The following is an 18,155-nucleotide window of genomic DNA, read 5'->3' as shown; positions in this document are numbered from 1 at the left end:
GTGCGTCCTACCCCGCGCTGACTCGCTTGCCGTCGGCGTCCTCGTCGGACGTGGTTGCAGAGCGAGCCAGCACCGGCCGCAATGCGCGCCCCGTATGGCTCGCCGCAACGCGCACCAGACCCTCAGGGTCTGTCGCCGCGACGATCGATCCGCCGCCTACGCCGCCTTCCGGCCCGAGATCGATGATCCAGTCGGCTTCCGCGATCACGTCCAGATCATGCTCGATCACGACGACGCTATGACCCGCATCGGCCAGCCTGTGCAGCACGCGAATCAGCTTCGCGACGTCGGCCATATGCAGACCGACCGTCGGCTCGTCGAGCACATACAGCGTATGCGGCGCCTTCTGTCCGCGCCGGGTGATGTCGTCGCGCACCTTGCTCAGTTCGGTAACGAGCTTGATGCGCTGCGCCTCGCCACCCGACAACGTCGGCGACGGCTGACCAAGCGTCAGATAGCCAAGGCCGACGTCCTTCATCAGTTGCAGCGGATGCGCGATGTTCGACATCGACGCGAAGAAATCGACGGCCTCGTCGATCTCCATCGTCAGCACGTCGCCGATGTTCTTGCCACGCCATGTGACTGCGAGCGTTTCCGGGTTGAAGCGCTGCCCGTGACATACGTCGCACGGCACCTTCACGTCAGGCAGGAAGCTCATGCCGATCGTGCGCACGCCTTGTCCTTCGCACGCGGGACAGCGGCCGTCGCCCGTATTGAACGAGAAACGCGACGCCGTATAGCCGCGCGCCCGCGCTTCGAGCGTGTCGGCAAAGAGACGCCGGATCGTGTCCCACACGCCGATATACGTGGCGGGACACGAGCGCGGCGTTTTGCCGATCGGCGTCTGATCGACTTCGAGCACGCGGTCGATCGATTCGAAACCGCTGATCCACTCGCAGCCTTGCCACGCATGCGTGACGTTCAGCGACGGCTTCGGCGCGCTGCGCGCAAGCACGCTCGACCGGCGGTTCGCCGCAGTCGACTGTTCCCCCTGTTCGGACTGCGCAGCCTTGCGGGCACGCCGGACAGCCGGCGACGACAGCACGGACCGGCCGACGGCATCGAGCAGATTCGTCATCAGCACGTCGCGAGCAAGCGTCGATTTTCCCGACCCGCTCACGCCCGTCACGGCGACGAGGCGCCCCAGCGGAATACCGACCGTCACGTCGCGCAGATTGTGCAGCGTCGCGCCGTGCACGGTCAGCCAGTTGTCGGGCATGGCAGGCGCGCGTTTCGTCGCGACCGATACCGGGCGCCGGGTCTGCAACGGATGCAGAATCGGCTGTGCGAGGAACTGGCCCGTCAGCGAACTGGACTGCGCGGACAGATCGCCGACACGCCCCTGCGCGACGAGCGTACCGCCACGCTTGCCCGCGCCCGGACCGATGTCGATGATGTGATCCGCGCGGCGAATGGTGTCCTCGTCGTGCTCGACGACGACGAGCGTATTGCCCTTGTCACCGAGCTTGCGCAGCGCGTTCAGAAGAATCTGGTTATCGCGTGGATGCAAGCCGATCGTCGGTTCATCGAGCACATAGCAGACGCCCTGCAGGTTGCTGCCGAGTTGCGCGGCGAGACGGATACGCTGCGCTTCGCCGCCCGACAGGCTAGGCGCCGCGCGGTCGAGACTCAGATAGCCGAGGCCCACTTCTTCCAGAAACTGCAACCGGCTGCCGATTTCGCTGATCACATCGCGCGCGATTTCGGCCTCGCGGCCTTGCAGTTCGAGCCCATCGATCCAGCGGCGCGTGTCCGACACGGTCCACTGCGCGACGTCGACGATGGACGTTTCGTCGAACGTCACCGCGCGCGCGGACGCATTGAGGCGCGTACCGTGGCAATCCGGACACGGCTCCTCGCCGACGCCCTCCGGCTCCTGCTCGTCCGACGGCAAGGTCTGTTCGCGGCCGCGATTGTCGTCGACGAGCACGGTGTCGTCGTAAGCCGCGCGCTGCTCGCGCGTCAACGCCAGTCCGGTGCCGACACAGGTCGTGCACCACCCGTGCTTGCTGTTATAGGAGAACATGCGCGGATCGAGTTCAGGGTAGCTGGTGCCGCACACGGGGCACGCCCGCTTGACGGAGAGCACCTTCACTTCGCCGACATGAGCGGTCGTGCCGTTGCTGGTCATTGCATGTTCGAGGCCATCGAGCGGCGCGAGCAGATGCATGACACCCTTGCCTGCCTCGAGCGTTTCTTCGAGCAGGCGGCGCAGTTCTGCTTCCTTGTCCGCCGACACCACAATGTCGCCGACGGGCAACTCGATCGTATGTTCGCGAAAGCGATCGAGCTTCGGCCACGGATCGACGGACACGAACTCGCCATCGACGCGCAGATGCGTGTTGCCGCGCGCCTTCGCCCACTTCGCGAGGTCGGTATAGATGCCCTTGCGGTTCACGACGAGAGGAGCGAGCAAACCGACGTGTTCGCCTTTGTGGTCACGCATCAGTTGCGCGACGATCGATTCGACGCTTTGCGACGTGACGGGCGCGCCGTCATGGATGCAGTGCTGAATGCCGAGCTTCACATACAACAGGCGCAGGAAGTGCCAGACCTCCGATGTGGTCGCGACCGTGCTCTTGCGGCCACCGCGCGACAGACGCTGTTCGATTGCGACGGTTGGCGGAATGCCGTACACGGCGTCCACTTCGGGACGCCCTGCCGGCTGCACGATCGAGCGCGCATATGCGTTCAGCGACTCCAGATAGCGGCGCTGCCCTTCGTGGAACAGGATGTCGAATGCGAGCGTCGATTTGCCGGAACCCGAAACGCCCGTGATCACGTTGAACTTGCCGTGCGGAATGTCGACGTCGAGCGCCTTGAGGTTGTGCTCGCGGGCATTTACGATGCGTACGACGTCCTCGCCTTCCACTGCGCGCCGTGCGCGCGCCGCGTTCAGCGCCGTTTGCAGCGGCGTGCCCTGCGTTGCGGCTTCGGCTTTTTCGGCTGCTTCCGTCGGCTCGATGGCGAGACCTATCGCGCTGTCGTATTGCACGAGCGCAGCGCCCGTGTGCGAATCGGGGCATCGCTTGACGTCTTCGGGCGTGCCCGCGCACACGACGAGGCCGCCACCGTCGCCTCCTTCCGGGCCGAGATCGATCAGCCAGTCGGCCGTGCGAATCACGTCGAGGTTGTGCTCGATCACGATCAGCGAATGACCGCCCGCGAGCAGCTTGCCGAATGCCTGCATCAGCTTGGCGATGTCGTCGAAATGAAGACCCGTGGTCGGCTCGTCGAACATAAAGAGACGCGCCGCGCTCGCCTGCTTCGTACCGCCGCGGGTCGCGCGCGCCTGAGCGGTTTCCGCGAGAAAGCCAGCGAGCTTGAGCCGCTGCGCCTCGCCGCCCGACAGTGTCGGCACCGGCTGCCCGAGCTTCACGTATTCGAGACCGACGTCGACGATGGGCTGCAACACGCGCAACACTTCGCCGTCTCCGGCAAACAGGCCGACGGCCTCATGCACCGTCAGTTCGAGCACGTCGGCGATGCTCAGCTCGCGCCCTTCGCGCTCGATCTTCACCTCCAGCACTTCTGGCCTGTAGCGGCTGCCGTCGCAGTCGGGGCAGCGCAGATAGACGTCGCTCAGGAACTGCATCTCGATATGTTCGAAGCCTGAGCCGCCGCAAGTCGGACAACGGCCATCACCCGAATTGAAGCTGAACACGCCTGCGCCATAGCCGCGTTGCAGCGCGAGGGGCGCCTTCGCGAACACCTTGCGGATTTCGTCGAATGCGCCGACGTAGCTTGCCGGATTCGAGCGCGTCGTCTTGCCGATGGGCGACTGGTCGACGAACACGGCGTCACTGATCGCCTCGACGCCCGTCAGGCTTCGGTGCGCGCCAGGCGCTTCCGTGGCCTTGCCGAGTTGCCGCGACAGCGCCGGACTCAGCACGTCCTGGATCAGCGTCGATTTGCCCGAGCCCGAAACGCCCGTCACGCATACGAGCCGCTGCAATGGAATGTCGACCGTCACGTCGCGCAGATTGTGCTGACGCGCGCCATCCAGCACGATGCGCGGCGTGCTTTCGTCGACGGGGCGGCGCGCCCAGTGCGCCGCGTCTGCAACGTGCTTGCGTCCGCCAAGGTACTCGCCCGTCAGCGTGCCGGCCGAACGGATGTCGTTAGGCGCGCCGTCGTAGATGATCGTGCCGCCGCGCTCGCCCGGTCCGGGTCCCATGTCGATCAGACGATCGGCGGCCAGCATCACGGACGGATCGTGTTCGACGACGACAAGCGTATTGCCCGCATCGCGCAGACGTTGCATTGCCTCGACGATCCGGTTCAGGTCGCGCGGGTGCAGGCCGATACTCGGCTCGTCGAGCACGAAGAGGGTTTTGGTCAGCGACGTGCCCAAAGCGGTGGTCAAGTTGATCCGCTGCACCTCGCCGCCGGAAAGCGTGCGGCTCTGGCGATCGAGCGTCAGATAGCCCAGCCCCACATCGCACAGATACTTGAGGCGTGTGCGCACTTCGGCGAGCAGCAGTTTCAGCGCGTCGTCCAGCAGTGCGCTCGGCAGCGTGATCTCGTCGAAAAAGCGGCGGATACGCTCGATGGGCAGCAGCATCAGATCATGAACCGTCAGGCCCGGCAACGCTTCGAGCTGCGCGCGGTTCCAGTCGACGCCGCGCGGCATGAAGCGCCGCGCCGGTTCCAGCACGGCGTCCGCGTTCTGCTTCGAGCCCAGGCGCCACAGCAGCGACTCCGTTTTCAGACGCGCGCCGCCGCAAGTCTCGCACGGCGTGTAGCTGCGATATTTCGACAGCAGCACGCGGATGTGCATCTTGTACGCTTTCGATTCGAGGTAGCCAAAAAAGCGCTTTACGCCGTACCACTGCTTCTGCCAATCACCATCCCAATCCGGCGAGCCGTTGATGACCCAGTCGCGCTCGGCTTCGGTGAGCTCGGACCACCGCGTGTCGCGGCGAATGCCCGCTTTCGCCGAATAGCGCATCAGGTCGTCCTGACATTCTTTCCACGCGGGGGTCTGCATCGGCTTGATCGCGCCGCCGCGCAGCGTCTTGCGCTCGTCGGGAATCACGAGGCCCAGATCGACGCCGATCACGCGACCGAAGCCCCGGCAGGTGTCGCACGCGCCGTAGGCCGAGTTGAACGAGAACAACGCGGGCTGCGGATCGGCGTAGCGCAAGTCGCTGTCGGGGTTGTGCAGGCCCGTCGAGAAACGCCAGATCTGCTGCCCCGCCGGCTCGCCTCGCGCGCCTTCCTGCCCCAGCACATAGACGTTCACGCGCCCGCCACCGCGCTTGAGCGATGCCTCGATCGCTTCGACCACGCGCGTCTTTTCGACCTGATGGAGACGGAAGCGGTCGGCGACGACGTCGAGCACCTTGCGCATGCCCGTTGGCGACGGAATTTCGCGCTGCGCCTGGACGCGTGTATAGCCGCTCGCGGAAAGCCATTGCTCGACTTCCGCTTCGCTCGTCGAGTCCGGCAACTCGACGGGGAACGTGACGACGATGCGCGGATCGTCGCCCGCCGTGCGCGCACTCAGGTCGGCGTAAATCGTTTCGGGCGAATCGTGGCGAACGGCCTGCGCCGTCTTTCGATCGAACAGCTCGGCCGCGCGCGCGTAGAGCAGCTTCAGATGGTCGTTCAGCTCCGTCATCGTGCCGACCGTCGAACGCGAGCTGCGGACCGGATTCGTCTGGTCGATCGCGATAGCAGGCGGCACGCCGTCAACGCGGTCGACCTGCGGCCGGTCCATCCGGTCGAGAAACTGGCGGGCATATGCGCTGAAGGTTTCGACGTAGCGCCGCTGCCCTTCGGCGTACAACGTATCGAAGACGAGGCTCGACTTGCCCGAGCCCGACGGTCCCGTCACGACGGTCATTTCGCCCGTGCGCAAGTCGAGATCGACGTTCTTCAGGTTGTGCTGGCGTGCGCCTCGAATTCGGATCGTTCCGTTAGATGACAATTTGACTGTCCGTCTGAATGAGTTGCCGGGGCATGCCGGCCGCAGGGTTGCGGCCACGGCTGCGCATCGCGAGTCGGAAACAGGCGCGTGGCCTGTTCTCGAACTGTCTTCCGCGGTTCCGGATAGGTGAACACTATACTGTATGTTTATACAGTTTTGCACGGCGATTGCACGACGTTCGCGACGGCAAATGGTATAGGCCAAATGACCGTATTCCGACGCACGCGAGCGCGGCTCGGCTCGGCTTAGAGCTGTTCAAAGCCGGATCCGCGCGTTTGCGAAGCCCGCACCGCGTCGAAAAAGAAAAAACCCGGTGAAGCACCGGGTTCCAATGGCCGTCCCCCACAGCCCTCGGGCGAAGGCTGATCGGCCGCTTACCACACGCCATCTGGCACCCTTGCGGCGGTCGAATGCGCATCGACGATGGTCTTCGTCAGGTTCGCCCCCCGGCGGACCAAGAAGCGTCGGACGACTCCTCGCAGCACCTACAGCATCGTCCGAGCGCCCGAATACTCTATGAGCTCAGGCTTAACGGAAACTTAAAGCAGCGGGATGCGCCCAGTCGAGTGCGGGATGTCGTACAGAGTTCGAGTGGATTCGCTGCTTCGCCGATGGAAGTTGCCTAGACGCTGCCTATTATTCTTTCTGCGAGCTTTAGAGCGCCACGGTGGCGGCACGGAATGTCGGATGAGGTAGGACGAATCCGCGCCCGATGCAGGCTCCCACGCGCCGCGCGCTGCGGCGTCCGTCACGGTGACGGCTTGCCACTGGCCGGCATCGTCACGAGTCGAATGGAGGTCTCCGATGAAGTTCATTGTTCAGTGGAACGGGCAACCGACGGCGCAGCAATCCGCCATCGAGCGTTTCATGAAAACGGGTGGCGCCTTGCCACCCGATGGCATCAAGATGCTCGGACGATGGCATACGATCGGCGAACTGAGTGGGTGCGCGATCATCGAGGCCGACAGCACCGCCCCCATGGCGGCGTGGATGCTGCAGTGGGGCGATATCTTCGAGTTCACCATCTCGCCCGCTGTCACCGACGAGGAGCTCGGCGCGGCGCTGGGGGCGTATCAGGCCCAGGCGGGAAAGTGAGGTGACGAAGCCTTGCCTGCCGACGGCTTGCTTCGAGGGCATGCGCGGTCCGGCGGCGGTGGCCGGGCTGGCTGGTTAATCAGGATACCGATTCACCTTCGTCGTCCTGCTCCGTCGTCTTGCTCTACAGATGCCGTCCAACGCCGCGCAGACGATACAAAGAAAAAAGGACTTACGGCTTTCACCGTAAGTCCTTTTGTCCATCTGGTCGGGGCGAGAGGATTTGAACTTCGCCTTCGAGTACAAGCGCGAAGGAAAAAAGCGAATCCTTGCGGTCGGCACATGGCCCCGTGACTCTCTCGCAGATGTTCGTGCTGCGCGCGTGTTACTCGATAGCGCCGCCGATCCTTCTCGATGAAAGCGCGTGAGCAAGCCCTAGGTCCTATTCAAGCCAGTGATGGACGACGTCGATGTGCTGCAAGCGCGTACCCGCATTCATCGCTGGCTACGACTGTCCCGGACTGCTCAGACGTACCAGAGCGCACGCTACTAGCAAGATGCCAACGCGGCCTGAACATGCACGTGCCGCCGCGCAACCTTCAATCCTCCGCAAGTGCTTGACAACGGCACGGCTGTTTCGCGCGGGGCACAGGTCAACGCGGCCGATTCCATACTTTCGGCCGAAACGTGGACGCACCGCACGATATGAAGGCGCGCCATCGCATCGCATTTGAGGTCGGTCTTCAACCAGGCCGATGCCGGCACAGCGGCCTCTCACGGGACGACTAAGGATTCAGAAGAACGGTCATCCGGTAAATCGTTCCGCACGTTGAAGCGAGCATCGTGCTACGCAGGGCCAATACTTCTGATGCGCTCCTGCAGGCCCCCCGGTCACTACAGCAGCCGATGCGCGAGCCGCGCAGCGACGCGTGCCGTACGCCGGTCCTCATCGAGCGACGGGTTGTACTCGGCGATGTCAGCAACACGCAACTTGCCCGATGCGCGAATGCATTGCACCATCGCCTCGACCACGAACAATGGCACGCCGAGCACAGCAGGGGCGGAAACGCCCGGCGCCGTGCTGGCGGGCAGCACGTCCAGATCAATGGTCAGATAGATGTCGTCGGCGGTGTCGATCAGTCGCCCCAGCCGGTCCAGCAATCGGGGTATCTGCGATTCCTGCATGTTGACGTCAGGTTCATACTGCACGCCAAGCTGTTGTGCCCGTGCGAAGAGCGCTGCCGTGTTGGCCAGATCGCTGATCCCGAAGCACACGTATTGAAACGGAACCTCATGCGCGGCGCAGTCGCAGGCAATCTGGTCGAACGGGGTCCCCGAATTTGCCGGACGGGTCTGACGCAGATCGAAGTGTGCGTCGAAGTTGACGATCAGCAGCCGGCGTTGACACGCGGCGCCCAGGTGCCGGCGTAATCCACTGTACGATCCCCACGCGACCTCGTGTCCGCCGCCGAACACCAGCGGCCTGCCGCCACGCGCGAGCACGGTGCCGACCACGTGCGCCAGTTCGTCCTGCGCCGCTTCGAGGTCGCCGTCGTCGCAGACCACGTCGCCTGCATCAAGTACGGTGCCACCCTGTCTGGCTGGCAGTCCTGCGAGCGCGCGGCGCAGTTCCTTCGGCGCCTGCGCAGCACCGACACGACCCTGATTGCGCCGCACGCCCTCGTCCGAGGCAAAGCCGATGATGACCGTCGTAGCGTCGGCGAACATTTCGTCGCCAACGGGCGCCACCTGGTCGAACACACGCCGCGTATCACCCGGCTCACCGCGATCGGATCGCCCCGTCCATATCGCTTTATCGAATGGAAGCATCATGACCGGGACAGCACCGCCTGCAGGAAGGCCTGCGTGCGGGGTTGCGAAGGCGCCGAGAAAATGTCCGCGGGCGGGCCCGCTTCGACGATCTTGCCGCCGTCCATCACCACCACGACGTCGGCGACTTCCTTCGCGAAACCCATCTCGTGCGTGACGACAACCATCGTCATGCCCTCGCTTGCGAGGACCTTCATCACCTGCAGCACTTCGCCCACCAGTTCGGGATCGAGTGCTGATGTTGGTTCGTCGAACAGCATCACGCGCGGCTGCATCGCGAGTGCGCGGGCGATCGCCACGCGCTGCTTCTGGCCACCCGACAGGCTCGCGGGCATCACATGCGCCTTGTGGGCAAGGCCGACCTTGTCGAGCAAGGCGAGCGCCGACGCTTCGGCATCGGCCGTCGATGCGCCGCGCAGCATGCGCGGCCCGACCGTGATGTTGTGCAGCACCGACAGATGCGGAAACAGGTTGAACGACTGGAACACCATGCCGACTTCGGTGCGCAGCGCGTTCAGCGGCCGGTCCTTCAGCATCACGCCGTCGTCGACGAGACGCCGCCCGCAAATGTCGATCGTTCCGCTCTCCGGTTGCTCCAGTCCGTTGCAGCAACGCAGAAAGGTGCTCTTGCCGGAACCGCTCGGACCGATCACGACGACAACCTGGCGTGGCTGGATGTCGAAGTCGATGCCGTTCAGCACGACGTGCGACCCGTACGATTTGCTGAGCCCGCGAATCTGGACGATCGGTTGGGACACTTCGTTCATTGCACCATGCCTCCTGCGCGCAGCCGCCGTTCGGCGCAATGCAACGCGTAATTCGTCGCCTGGGTCAGCACCAGATAGACCAGCGCGATGACCAGATACACCTCGAGCGAGCGGTACGACACGCTGATGATCTTCTGCCCTTCATGCATCAGGTCATCGATGGTCAGCAGCGAAACCAGGGCGGAATTCTTGATCAGCGCGATGAACTCATTGCCAAGCGGCGGAATCATCCGCACCACGGCCTGCGGCAGGATAATCGCGCGCATGGCCTGACCCGACGACATGCCGATCGAACGCGCCGCCTCCATCTGGCCGCGATCGACCGACTGGATCGCACCACGCACGATTTCCGAAACATACGCAGCCGAATACAGTCCGAGCCCCAGCATGCCGCACACGAACGCCGGCAGCAGGATGTTGAACTGCGGCAAGCCGAAGAACAGCAGGAACAGTTGCACGAGCAGCGGCGTGCCGCGGAAGAACGTGAGGTACGCGGTGCAGAACCCGTACAGGATTCTGCGTTGCGGCGCCAGCCGTCCAATCCCGATCAGCAGGCCCAGCACGCAACTGAGCGCGAGTGCCGCGCCCGTCACCTCGACGGTAACGAGCGCGCCCCGTGCGATGTCCCCCAGGCCTGCTATCGCAGGCGTGAAATCGAGTTCCATCGATGCACCCATCCGTTATTGCGCGGTTGCGCCGAACCACTTGTGAACGATTGCCGCATAGGTGCCGTCGGCGCGGATCTTTTGCAGCGCGGCGTTGAGCGCGGCCCTGAGCTGCGGCTCGTCCTTACGCATGGCAATGCCATACGCTTCCGTGGTGAGCTGCTTGTCGAGCACGCGGAAGCCGGCGCGAGTCCGCGCGAACTGATACGCGGCGGGCTTGCCGGTAACGGCTGCGTCCGTGCGGCCGATCCCCACCAGGTCGAACATTTCCTGGTTCTTTTCCACTTCGACGCGCGTGACTTGCGGATAGTTGTCACGCAGGAAGTTCACGGATTTCGTGCCGACCTGCACGGAGACTTTCCTGCCGTTCAGGTCGGCTGCCGTCTTGACGGGTGAGCCGTCCTTCACCAGCGCGACGAGTCCGCCGGAGAAGTACGGTTCGGTGAAATCGACGACCTGGGCACGCTCAGGCGTGATGTAGATGCCCGAAATCGCCGCATCGAAACGATGTGCGATCAGGCCGGGGACCAGCCCCTTGAAGTCGATGTCCGTCCACTCCACGCGGGTTCCCATCGCCTTGGCCAGCGCGTTCATGATGTCGATGTCGAAGCCGGTACGCGCGCCGTTCTCGGTGAATTCCATCGGCGCGAACGTCGCATCGGTGGCGACGTGCAGCACCGCCGGCGTCTGCGCCGTGGCGGAAACTGAAAAACCGGCGAGAGCAACGGTCAGCGAGATACATGCGGCAGAGAACAGTCTGTGAAGCTTCATGAGGGCGTCTCCTTTGGGGAAATATGGATGTGCGTTGAACCAGTACGGCAAAAGCAGTCCAAAAAAGAAATTGACGGCGGATAGCGGACTGATCCTGGAGCTTGCAATCAGCCGGTCTGCATACGTTCGGAAATGGCGCGGGCAGCGCGAAGCGTGCCATCGATGAACAGGCTTTCACGGCCAGCAGCGCGGGTCGACGGCGCCATCAGCGTGAGGGACGCGCTCGAGATCGCGGTGCGTGCGCGCCGATGAAAGATCGGCACGCTCACGCCCCAGACTCCGGGGTCAACCTCGCTGTCGCTGACCGCATAGCCCTGCGCACGAATGACCTGAAGTTCAGTCTCCAGCAAGGCGCGCCCGTCAGGTTCGCTGGCGAACACGCTGTCGAGGACCTCCGTGCGTGCCCGATCGGCCATGAACGCCAGCAGGGATTTCGCCGATGCGCCCGCCTTGAGCAGGACCGCCCGCCCTTTCTCGAACGAGCAGCGCAACGAATGCTCGCTCTCGACCATTTCCAGGCACATCACCTGATGCCTCACCGCGACGACAAGACCGACGCTTTCGCCGCACCCTCGGGCAAGGCGCTGCATTTCACTGCGGCCCGCTTCGATGAGCGCCGAGTTGCCGTCAAAGCCGAGCGCCAGCTGCAGGCTGACTGGCCCCGGCATATAGTGCCCTTCGTTTTCGGCGACGAAACCCCAGCGCTTCAGTAACGCGATCTGCCGGTAGAGAGTGCTTTGCGCGAGGTTGGTGGCGGCCTGAAGATCCTTGACCGCTATGGCCTTGCCATGACCCGCGAGCGCAGCCAGCACGAGCAGGACACGCTCGGCCCCCGTAATGTTCTGTTCCTGATCCACCATCGCATTCCTGCTTTTCATACATGCAGGATGCCATGACATTCTCATATTTCGAAATCGGGATTCCCGTTCAATGGGAATGGGGCGGGAGGGTTTTCCCGAGGTGAGGGTCTCTGTCGGCTGTGCAGGGAGGAGAACTTTGCGGGGCGACCGATCAGAGCAGATGGGTTCTGCCCGCCGCCTGCATATTCGTCAGTATCCGGGACGTCGCATCAAGGGTCCTTGTGGGTCGTGCCCGCGTAATGGCGGGCTCCCCCTTATCTGTGTCATTTCGTTTGTGCGATCTCCAATGTGTTTGCGTTCACAACCATCTTGGCTGGCCGCGCGCGTTGTGTTCATCCGTCGACTTCTAGCGTGTCAGAGCAGGCTCAGGTTTGCCTCACGGAACGCTTCGTGACCATTCAGCAGCCGCGGCGGTTCAATCGCAACTGGAACAAGCCCTACCACCTGCGCGCCGAGCAGCCGCTCTTCCGTGGATGAAGCTCGCGAGCGGTGGATCGAGCACGCCAGATTCACACCGGGGCAGCGCGTAAAGATCAACGTCGAACACGGCCGGCTGACCATTACCGCCGTCTGAGCAGCAGGGGCCGCTCAGACCGTCCCTGCTTGAATTCGGCCTTGTCTCCAATTCGGGCAGTAGCTAGAGGAGTGTTCTGCAATCTTCCTTATCTCAAACCGGCCACCCTCGATCTCTACCAGGCTGAAAAAAGAGTAAATTATCCTGCTCTCTACGCCGGCATTTCTCAACAAACTCCAGTGCCAAATTTTCGTCATTTAGGTAATTATTAAATTCCTCTTTGCTGATTTCATAATACTCATCATAGTCAACAAGGCTATTGCTAACTGGAACGGCGACATAGTGCCCCCCAGAAATGTCTTCAGTGCCAATGGAATATCTTTCCTTTTTGTTTACCACAATATCTTTAAATGCCATCACTCACCTCAAACTCAGTGGAGTTACAGAATATTGCGATGGAAGCATGCCGCCACCATCGATTACAGCGCTCACTAGCGCCGGTTGGCAATTTCCCGCCTGGCATCCACTGAGGATTTGCACCCGCCTCGTTTTCTGATGGCGTTCTAAGCCATAATCTTGTGGATTTGGGATATCGACTCGCCCCAGCGCATCAATCCACGCAAGCGGGCTGCCATTGGCGTACTGTCAGAGATTGCGCCCGCCCGCAATGCCAATCGAGTCCGCACTGATATAGCGCCCGGTCTCTGGCATAGTACCGATGAAGGTTGTAGTGCGGCACGCTATCACCACTTCATCATACCGAGGCCGTCGGGTTTGTCGGTTTCATCGTAGTGATAGCGGTGTAGGTTCACCATTTAGGGATTGATTCGTCCTTTCAAGATAGCTGTCGCGTAACTCCGCGCAGCATCCCGATCCTTGCAAAATGTTTCGTACTGCACCTCCGTTAGAATTATTTCCTTTTCATATTGAGCTGCTCCTCCCATTAAGACAGCCATGATGGGCTGCCCCTCCCTGAAGAAGACTCTATATAACCACGGCTCACTAAATTCTTCCATTTCAGCCATTTAAAATTATTTCCCAATAGGACTCTCAGTATAACTTCCGGCAGGAATTTGATTTACAACTGCTTCCGGAACACCTCCAGACGTATACCCTCCAGGCAACCAAAGGCTATTCGCTCCGGACTCGCTGCCTGTTGCCATACGAAGACCAACAGACGAGGGGTCTTGAATGTCAATTCGGCTCAGAGGATTTCCTTGCCATGATCCAGATGGAATTCCAAGTGCGTCTTCAAGTTTAGCTACATCACCGCGAGTTGATAGCATGAGGTCATCTAAATACGAGGACGGCATGACAAATTGCCCGTCAGGACGCCCAATAGGATCGCGCCCGTAAGTATCAAGTGCTTTCGTCGGGGTGATATACGACGCGCCATCCCTAAATTGAGCCAAATGCGCATCAATGCCATCGGCGGTCTTAACAAAACGCCCGGTATCACTATCGCGCCATCGGTTCGCTTTGGCGTCAAAGCAAGCCGCCAATCCCAACGGATCGCACCACTGCACCGGATCATGCACATAAGCATGCGTCCTTAGCCCCCCGGCCAGTCCGATCGGATCCGGACTAAGATACTGCCCCGTCTTCGGGTCATAGTACCGCTGCAGGTTGTAGTGTAGCCCCGTCTCCTCATCGTCCCACTGACCGGCGAATCGCAGTTCACAGTCAGGCGTATCATCTCCGCCCCACAGCTGTTGCGCCAGCCAGCGGTCGGGAACCACGTGATCCAGAGTCTCGCGTTGCTGGTCGGCTGTTGTATCGCGTTCCGTTTCGCCCCACAGCCGGCGTCGTGCCCGCCACACGGCCCGGCCATCACTGCCGTACAACGTATGGGGTGCACCGTTCGGATCACACGCCACGGGATGCCAGTCGCTGCATGGCCTGTCGGGCGCCGAGTCGTAGCGCAACCGCTCCTGCGCCAGTACCGCATGCGTGCCGGGCCGGTAATGCCAGCGTTGAAGTTCGTAGCGGGGGCGGGCAGGTCGGGCCTGTGCCTCGTCTGCGGCTGGCGCGCCATAATCGCGCCGCGCCTCGATCATCCGGCTGCCTTGCCACAGGTAGTCGACGCGTCGCGCACGCCGGCGTCTGCCCCCTTCCACGCACGCCTTGCTGATGCGCCGGCCGAATGCGTCATAACGGTAACGCCAGCGCTCCCCGTAAGGCGTGAGCGCCTCGCACATCCGGCCAAACTCGTCCCACCGGTAGAGCCACTGTTGTGGGCGGAAGCCCCGTCGATGCTCGGTACGGCTGGTGACACGGCCGCATGCATCGTAGCTATAGATGCCGGGCCCGGCGCTGATGAGCTGGTCGCCCTGATAGCGATGCGACTCGATGACGCCGTCGTGCTCCTGCTGGGCGATATGGCCCAGCGCGTCATACTGGTATTGCTCGTCGTGCGCCTGTCCGCCTGCGCTGGTGCCGCTCCAGTGCGTCGCACTGACAATCTGGTCACGCGCGTCGTAGCGCCACTGGTTTATTTCCTGCGCGACACCGCTTCGCGTTTCGCGCATCTGCGTGCAACGGCCGGCCGCGTCCCAGCCATAGGTCCGCAGATTGCGCTGGCCTACGGATTCGGGCTGCAGCGCCTGGTCCCACGACTGGCCACACACCGCCTGCGATGCCAGCCGTCGCATCTCATCGTAGTCCTGGAACTGGACATACCCTTCCGGATATAGCGCGGCAAGCTCCGGTTGCACATCGTCCTGTATTTTGTGCGGACGGTAGCGACGCTGCGTCTCCTGACCCAGCCCGTCATACGCAAAATCGAAGCGGTGGCCATTGCTTGCAAGCGTTTCGAGTTGACCCGCACTATCAAACTGCCACCGTGTCATGCCGCCAGGTGTGGCAAGGGACTGTGGACGACCCTGAGCATCGTAGCCATATTCCAGACGCTGATCGTGCTGACTTTCCGCAACGAGGCGGTGCGCTTCGTCATAGTCAAACCGCACGTCGTTGTCGGACTGCCATTCGCCGCTCGCGGCACGCAGCCAGACCTGCGCCCCAACCAGACGGTCGCGACTATTCCACTCGAACGTGTGCCGCCGGCTTGCGCCAGAAATGGCGACCAGCCGGTCCAGTTCATCGTAGTCGTAGTGCAACGTGCCACCATCGGGCAGATGCCGCGCGGTGATCTGGCCCAGTACGTTGCGTTCGTAACGCGTTATGCGACCGCTCCAATCGGTTTCAGCGGCCAGTTGCCCCGCCGCATCGCGCTCCAGCCGCCACTGTTGCCCGGCTGCATTAGTGACGCCGAGCAGGCGCGCTGCACCGTCGCGGTGATACTGTGTGATGGCCTGTGTGGCATCCGTCACGCTGGCAAGCAGATCGAACGCCCCCCACGTATAGCGCGTGATGTTGCCAAGTGGATCGATGGACTCCGATAGCAGCCCCTCGTGGTCGTAGCGCCATTGCCTGACGCTCCGATCCGGATACTCGATATGACTGAGCGCCTCCCGTGGATTGTCCGGGCCGGGCTGATACGCATAGCAGGTACGGTGGCCGGCGGCATCGGTCCGGCTGGCCGGCCGTCCGAACACGTCATGGCTAAACTGTGTCTGCCGGCCCAACGGGTCCGTCGACGTGGCAAGCCGCCCATAACCATCGTATGCCCAACTGCGCGTTACCCCGTCAGGGTCCGTCCGATGCGTAACCTGCCCCTGCAGGTTATAGCGCCAGCGGGTTTCACCGTCGGGTGAGCACCGTGCAACGGCATTGCCTTCAGCGTTGTAGTGCCATTGCACCGTACCGGAGTCAGCACGCTGTTCGAGCAACAGGCCGTCGTCGTTCCAGCGATACCGTTGGACCTGGCCATATGGGTTCGTGAACTGCGCCAGTCTGCCTCGGGCATCATGTTCGTACAGGCTATCGCGTCCGAGTGGATCCCTGCGGCATCGGACCCAGCCGTACTCGTCGTACGCAATGCTGGTGACCCGCCCCAGCGGGTCACGTAAACGGATCAGCCGGTTTTCAGCGTCGAACCAGCGCTCATGCCGGTGGCCGAGCGCGTCAACATAGGTTGCGCGTCGCTCGTCATCGTCGTATTCAAAGCGATCGTCGTAGAGCGCGGTATTCGTGCGGGTTGCGATCACGCGCCCACGGTGGTCATACGACAACCGGACCGATGTCGCACCACTGTCACGCCAGTGGTCCAGCCATCCTTCTGCCGTATAACGGAAGTGAAATTCTCCGTAGAACCGGCTGTGAACGTCGCTCAGACGTCCGTGGTCGAAGTGGTAGCTGACGAGGACATCCTTGCCGCCCGAATGGCTGGATACGCTTTGTAGCAAGCCGTTCGCGTTGCAGTTGACCCACAACTCAAACCCGGCGCTATGACGCACCTGACATAGATGGCCGAGCGCGTTATAGGAAAACGCAATCGCATTGCCATTGCGATCTTCGATCCGGCTCAGACGCGCAATGCTGGATTGAATACCGGCAAACTCGAAGATCAACGACTGCTGGCTGCGTTCATCGAAGATCTCCGGCTGCTGGCGGCTGCCGCGCAACGCGTAATGCGGCGCCCACAGATTGAACGCATTGAATTCATCTTGCGGTACCGGGTAGACCAGTTGCTGTCCGTCTGCATCGAAAAACGTGATGGTTGCAGGGCCGTCTTCTGTCTGCCTGTATTCAAGGCGTTGCGACCAGTTGCAAATCCATCGTTCCCCTAGCAGCCCGGTGACAGGCTGACGCCCTGCGTAAACGCGACGCAGCGTGAGGGGTAAAACATGAGGCCATGTGAAGTCGGTTCGATAATCCGCATAGTCCCCGGTCGCCATGTCGATCGGCTCGCCCAGCAGTTCGCGCAGCACGCCGTCTAGCAGTCCGCCTTCTTTCGTGGCGGAACGCATCAGCAACACATCCGCGGTCGTCAGGACCAACTGTTCAAGAATCGAGACGTTCGCGTTGATCTTTCCATACGTACCCGTCGTCTCATCAGCGCTAATGGTGTTGCAGCCTTCCTGAATCGTGGCCGAACAGGTGATCTTGTGGCCGATCCGCGCGAGTGGAAGGCCGTTCACTGAGATGGTTTTGCTGCCCTGTGCGATCTGGGGTGGCGGTTCACCTGGATCCTTGCTGCAGGAGACGGGGTCCGTGACCCGTGCAACGGCTTTGCCTTCGAATGAAACATTCGGTGAACCGTCGGCGATCTCACCCGTCACCGACCCGGTTTTACTGACGCCTGATGCTACGGCGCCTCCCACAAAACCGCCTACTACACCCGCGACAAAGCCGACTGCATACGGCCCAGCCGCTGCGATGACAGCGGCTGCCGCTCCACCCGTCGCAACGATCGCCGCCGCTGCGGCCGCGATGGCCACCCCGACGGCAATGCCAGCCGCCAGGCCAGCTAGCGCGCCCCAGAATGCATTCTCATGGACGATCTTGTGCTTCACATGCGCAGGTGCCTTACCCGGTTTCGCTACAGTTGGTAATCCCACTTCATTCATCAACCAGGTAACAGGGCGGTCTGCTCCGACCGCACTGGCCAGCCAGGCGCCAGCCATCGCTCCGCCAAGCGGCGCAATAACACGTCCCAAAAAGCAACTGAGGGTTCCTCCCGCGAGAGCGGTACCGCCTGCCGCGCCAACCTGCGCGGCATTGATCATCGTTCCCGTTTCGGAAATGGCATTGACAGTGTCAGCATTGCTATCCCGCTTTGCGAGCGCATCAAGCTTCTGTCGACTGCCCGATGTGCTGCTCCCCAGTACGTCACTCATGGCATCAAGGTAAATGTTTGAAGGTCGATCAATATTTATAAAG

The 18,155-nt window shown here is 62.1% G+C and carries 10 protein-coding genes; 2 read left to right on the top strand and 8 right to left on the bottom strand.

Going from position 1 to position 18,155, the window contains the following annotated elements; genetic code table 11:
* Positions 1-7: 7 nt before the first annotated feature.
* Positions 8-5,932: an excinuclease ABC subunit UvrA gene (gene uvrA / locus AABE10_RS09675; RefSeq protein WP_342933020.1), complete on the bottom strand. Its 5,925-nt coding sequence runs from the start codon at positions 5,930-5,932 to the stop codon at positions 8-10.
* An 804-nt stretch (positions 5,933-6,736) separates the two neighbouring features.
* On the opposite strand from uvrA, the gene AABE10_RS09670 reads away from it, so the two are divergent.
* A complete protein-coding gene (locus tag AABE10_RS09670; RefSeq protein WP_342933019.1) occupies positions 6,737-7,027 on the top strand; it encodes a DUF3303 domain-containing protein in 291 nt (96 codons plus the stop codon).
* 834 nt (positions 7,028-7,861) lie between these two features.
* Here the strand turns inward: AABE10_RS09670 and hutG are convergent.
* The 5 genes from hutG to AABE10_RS09645 form a co-directional block, all read right to left on the bottom strand.
* Entirely contained in the window at positions 7,862-8,800 is a 939-nt protein-coding gene (gene hutG, locus AABE10_RS09665; RefSeq protein ID WP_342933018.1) for a formimidoylglutamase, read from the bottom strand.
* Positions 8,797-9,564 carry an amino acid ABC transporter ATP-binding protein gene (locus AABE10_RS09660; RefSeq protein WP_342933017.1) on the bottom strand — a complete coding sequence of 256 codons (768 nt, stop codon included), beginning with the start codon at positions 9,562-9,564 and terminating at the stop codon, positions 8,797-8,799. Before AABE10_RS09660 ends, hutG begins: the two co-directional genes overlap by 4 nt.
* A complete protein-coding gene (locus AABE10_RS09655; protein WP_342933016.1) occupies positions 9,561-10,229 on the bottom strand; it encodes an amino acid ABC transporter permease in 669 nt (222 codons plus the stop codon). Before AABE10_RS09655 ends, AABE10_RS09660 begins: the two co-directional genes overlap by 4 nt.
* Positions 10,230-10,244: 15 nt before the next feature.
* Positions 10,245-11,000 (bottom strand): transporter substrate-binding domain-containing protein, encoded by a 756-nt coding sequence (locus AABE10_RS09650; protein WP_342933015.1) that lies wholly within the window; start codon positions 10,998-11,000, stop codon positions 10,245-10,247.
* Positions 11,001-11,107: 107 nt separating this feature from the next.
* A complete protein-coding gene (locus tag AABE10_RS09645) occupies positions 11,108-11,860 on the bottom strand; it encodes an IclR family transcriptional regulator (protein ID WP_342933014.1) in 753 nt (250 codons plus the stop codon).
* Positions 11,861-12,329: 469 nt separating this feature from the next.
* Here AABE10_RS09645 and AABE10_RS36400 point away from each other — a divergent pair, with 469 nt between their 5' ends.
* Positions 12,330-12,434, top strand: coding sequence for a SymE family type I addiction module toxin (locus AABE10_RS36400; protein ID WP_428983283.1), 105 nt, complete (start codon positions 12,330-12,332; stop codon positions 12,432-12,434).
* Positions 12,435-12,527: 93 nt separating this feature from the next.
* Here the strand turns inward: AABE10_RS36400 and AABE10_RS09640 are convergent, their stop codons facing one another.
* Entirely contained in the window at positions 12,528-12,791 is a 264-nt protein-coding gene (locus tag AABE10_RS09640; protein ID WP_342933013.1) for a hypothetical protein, read from the bottom strand.
* 614 nt (positions 12,792-13,405) lie between these two features.
* Positions 13,406-18,112 carry an RHS repeat-associated core domain-containing protein gene (locus AABE10_RS09635; RefSeq protein ID WP_342933012.1) on the bottom strand — a complete coding sequence of 1,569 codons (4,707 nt, stop codon included), beginning with the start codon at positions 18,110-18,112 and terminating at the stop codon, positions 13,406-13,408.
* Between the last annotated feature and the right edge of the window lie 43 nt (positions 18,113-18,155).

The organism is Paraburkholderia diazotrophica (assembly GCF_038900755.1).
GTDB classification, from domain to species: domain Bacteria; phylum Pseudomonadota; class Gammaproteobacteria; order Burkholderiales; family Burkholderiaceae; genus Paraburkholderia; species Paraburkholderia diazotrophica_A.
Note: the sequence above shows the minus strand (reverse complement) of the source record. Positions and strands in the feature narration are given on the sequence as shown.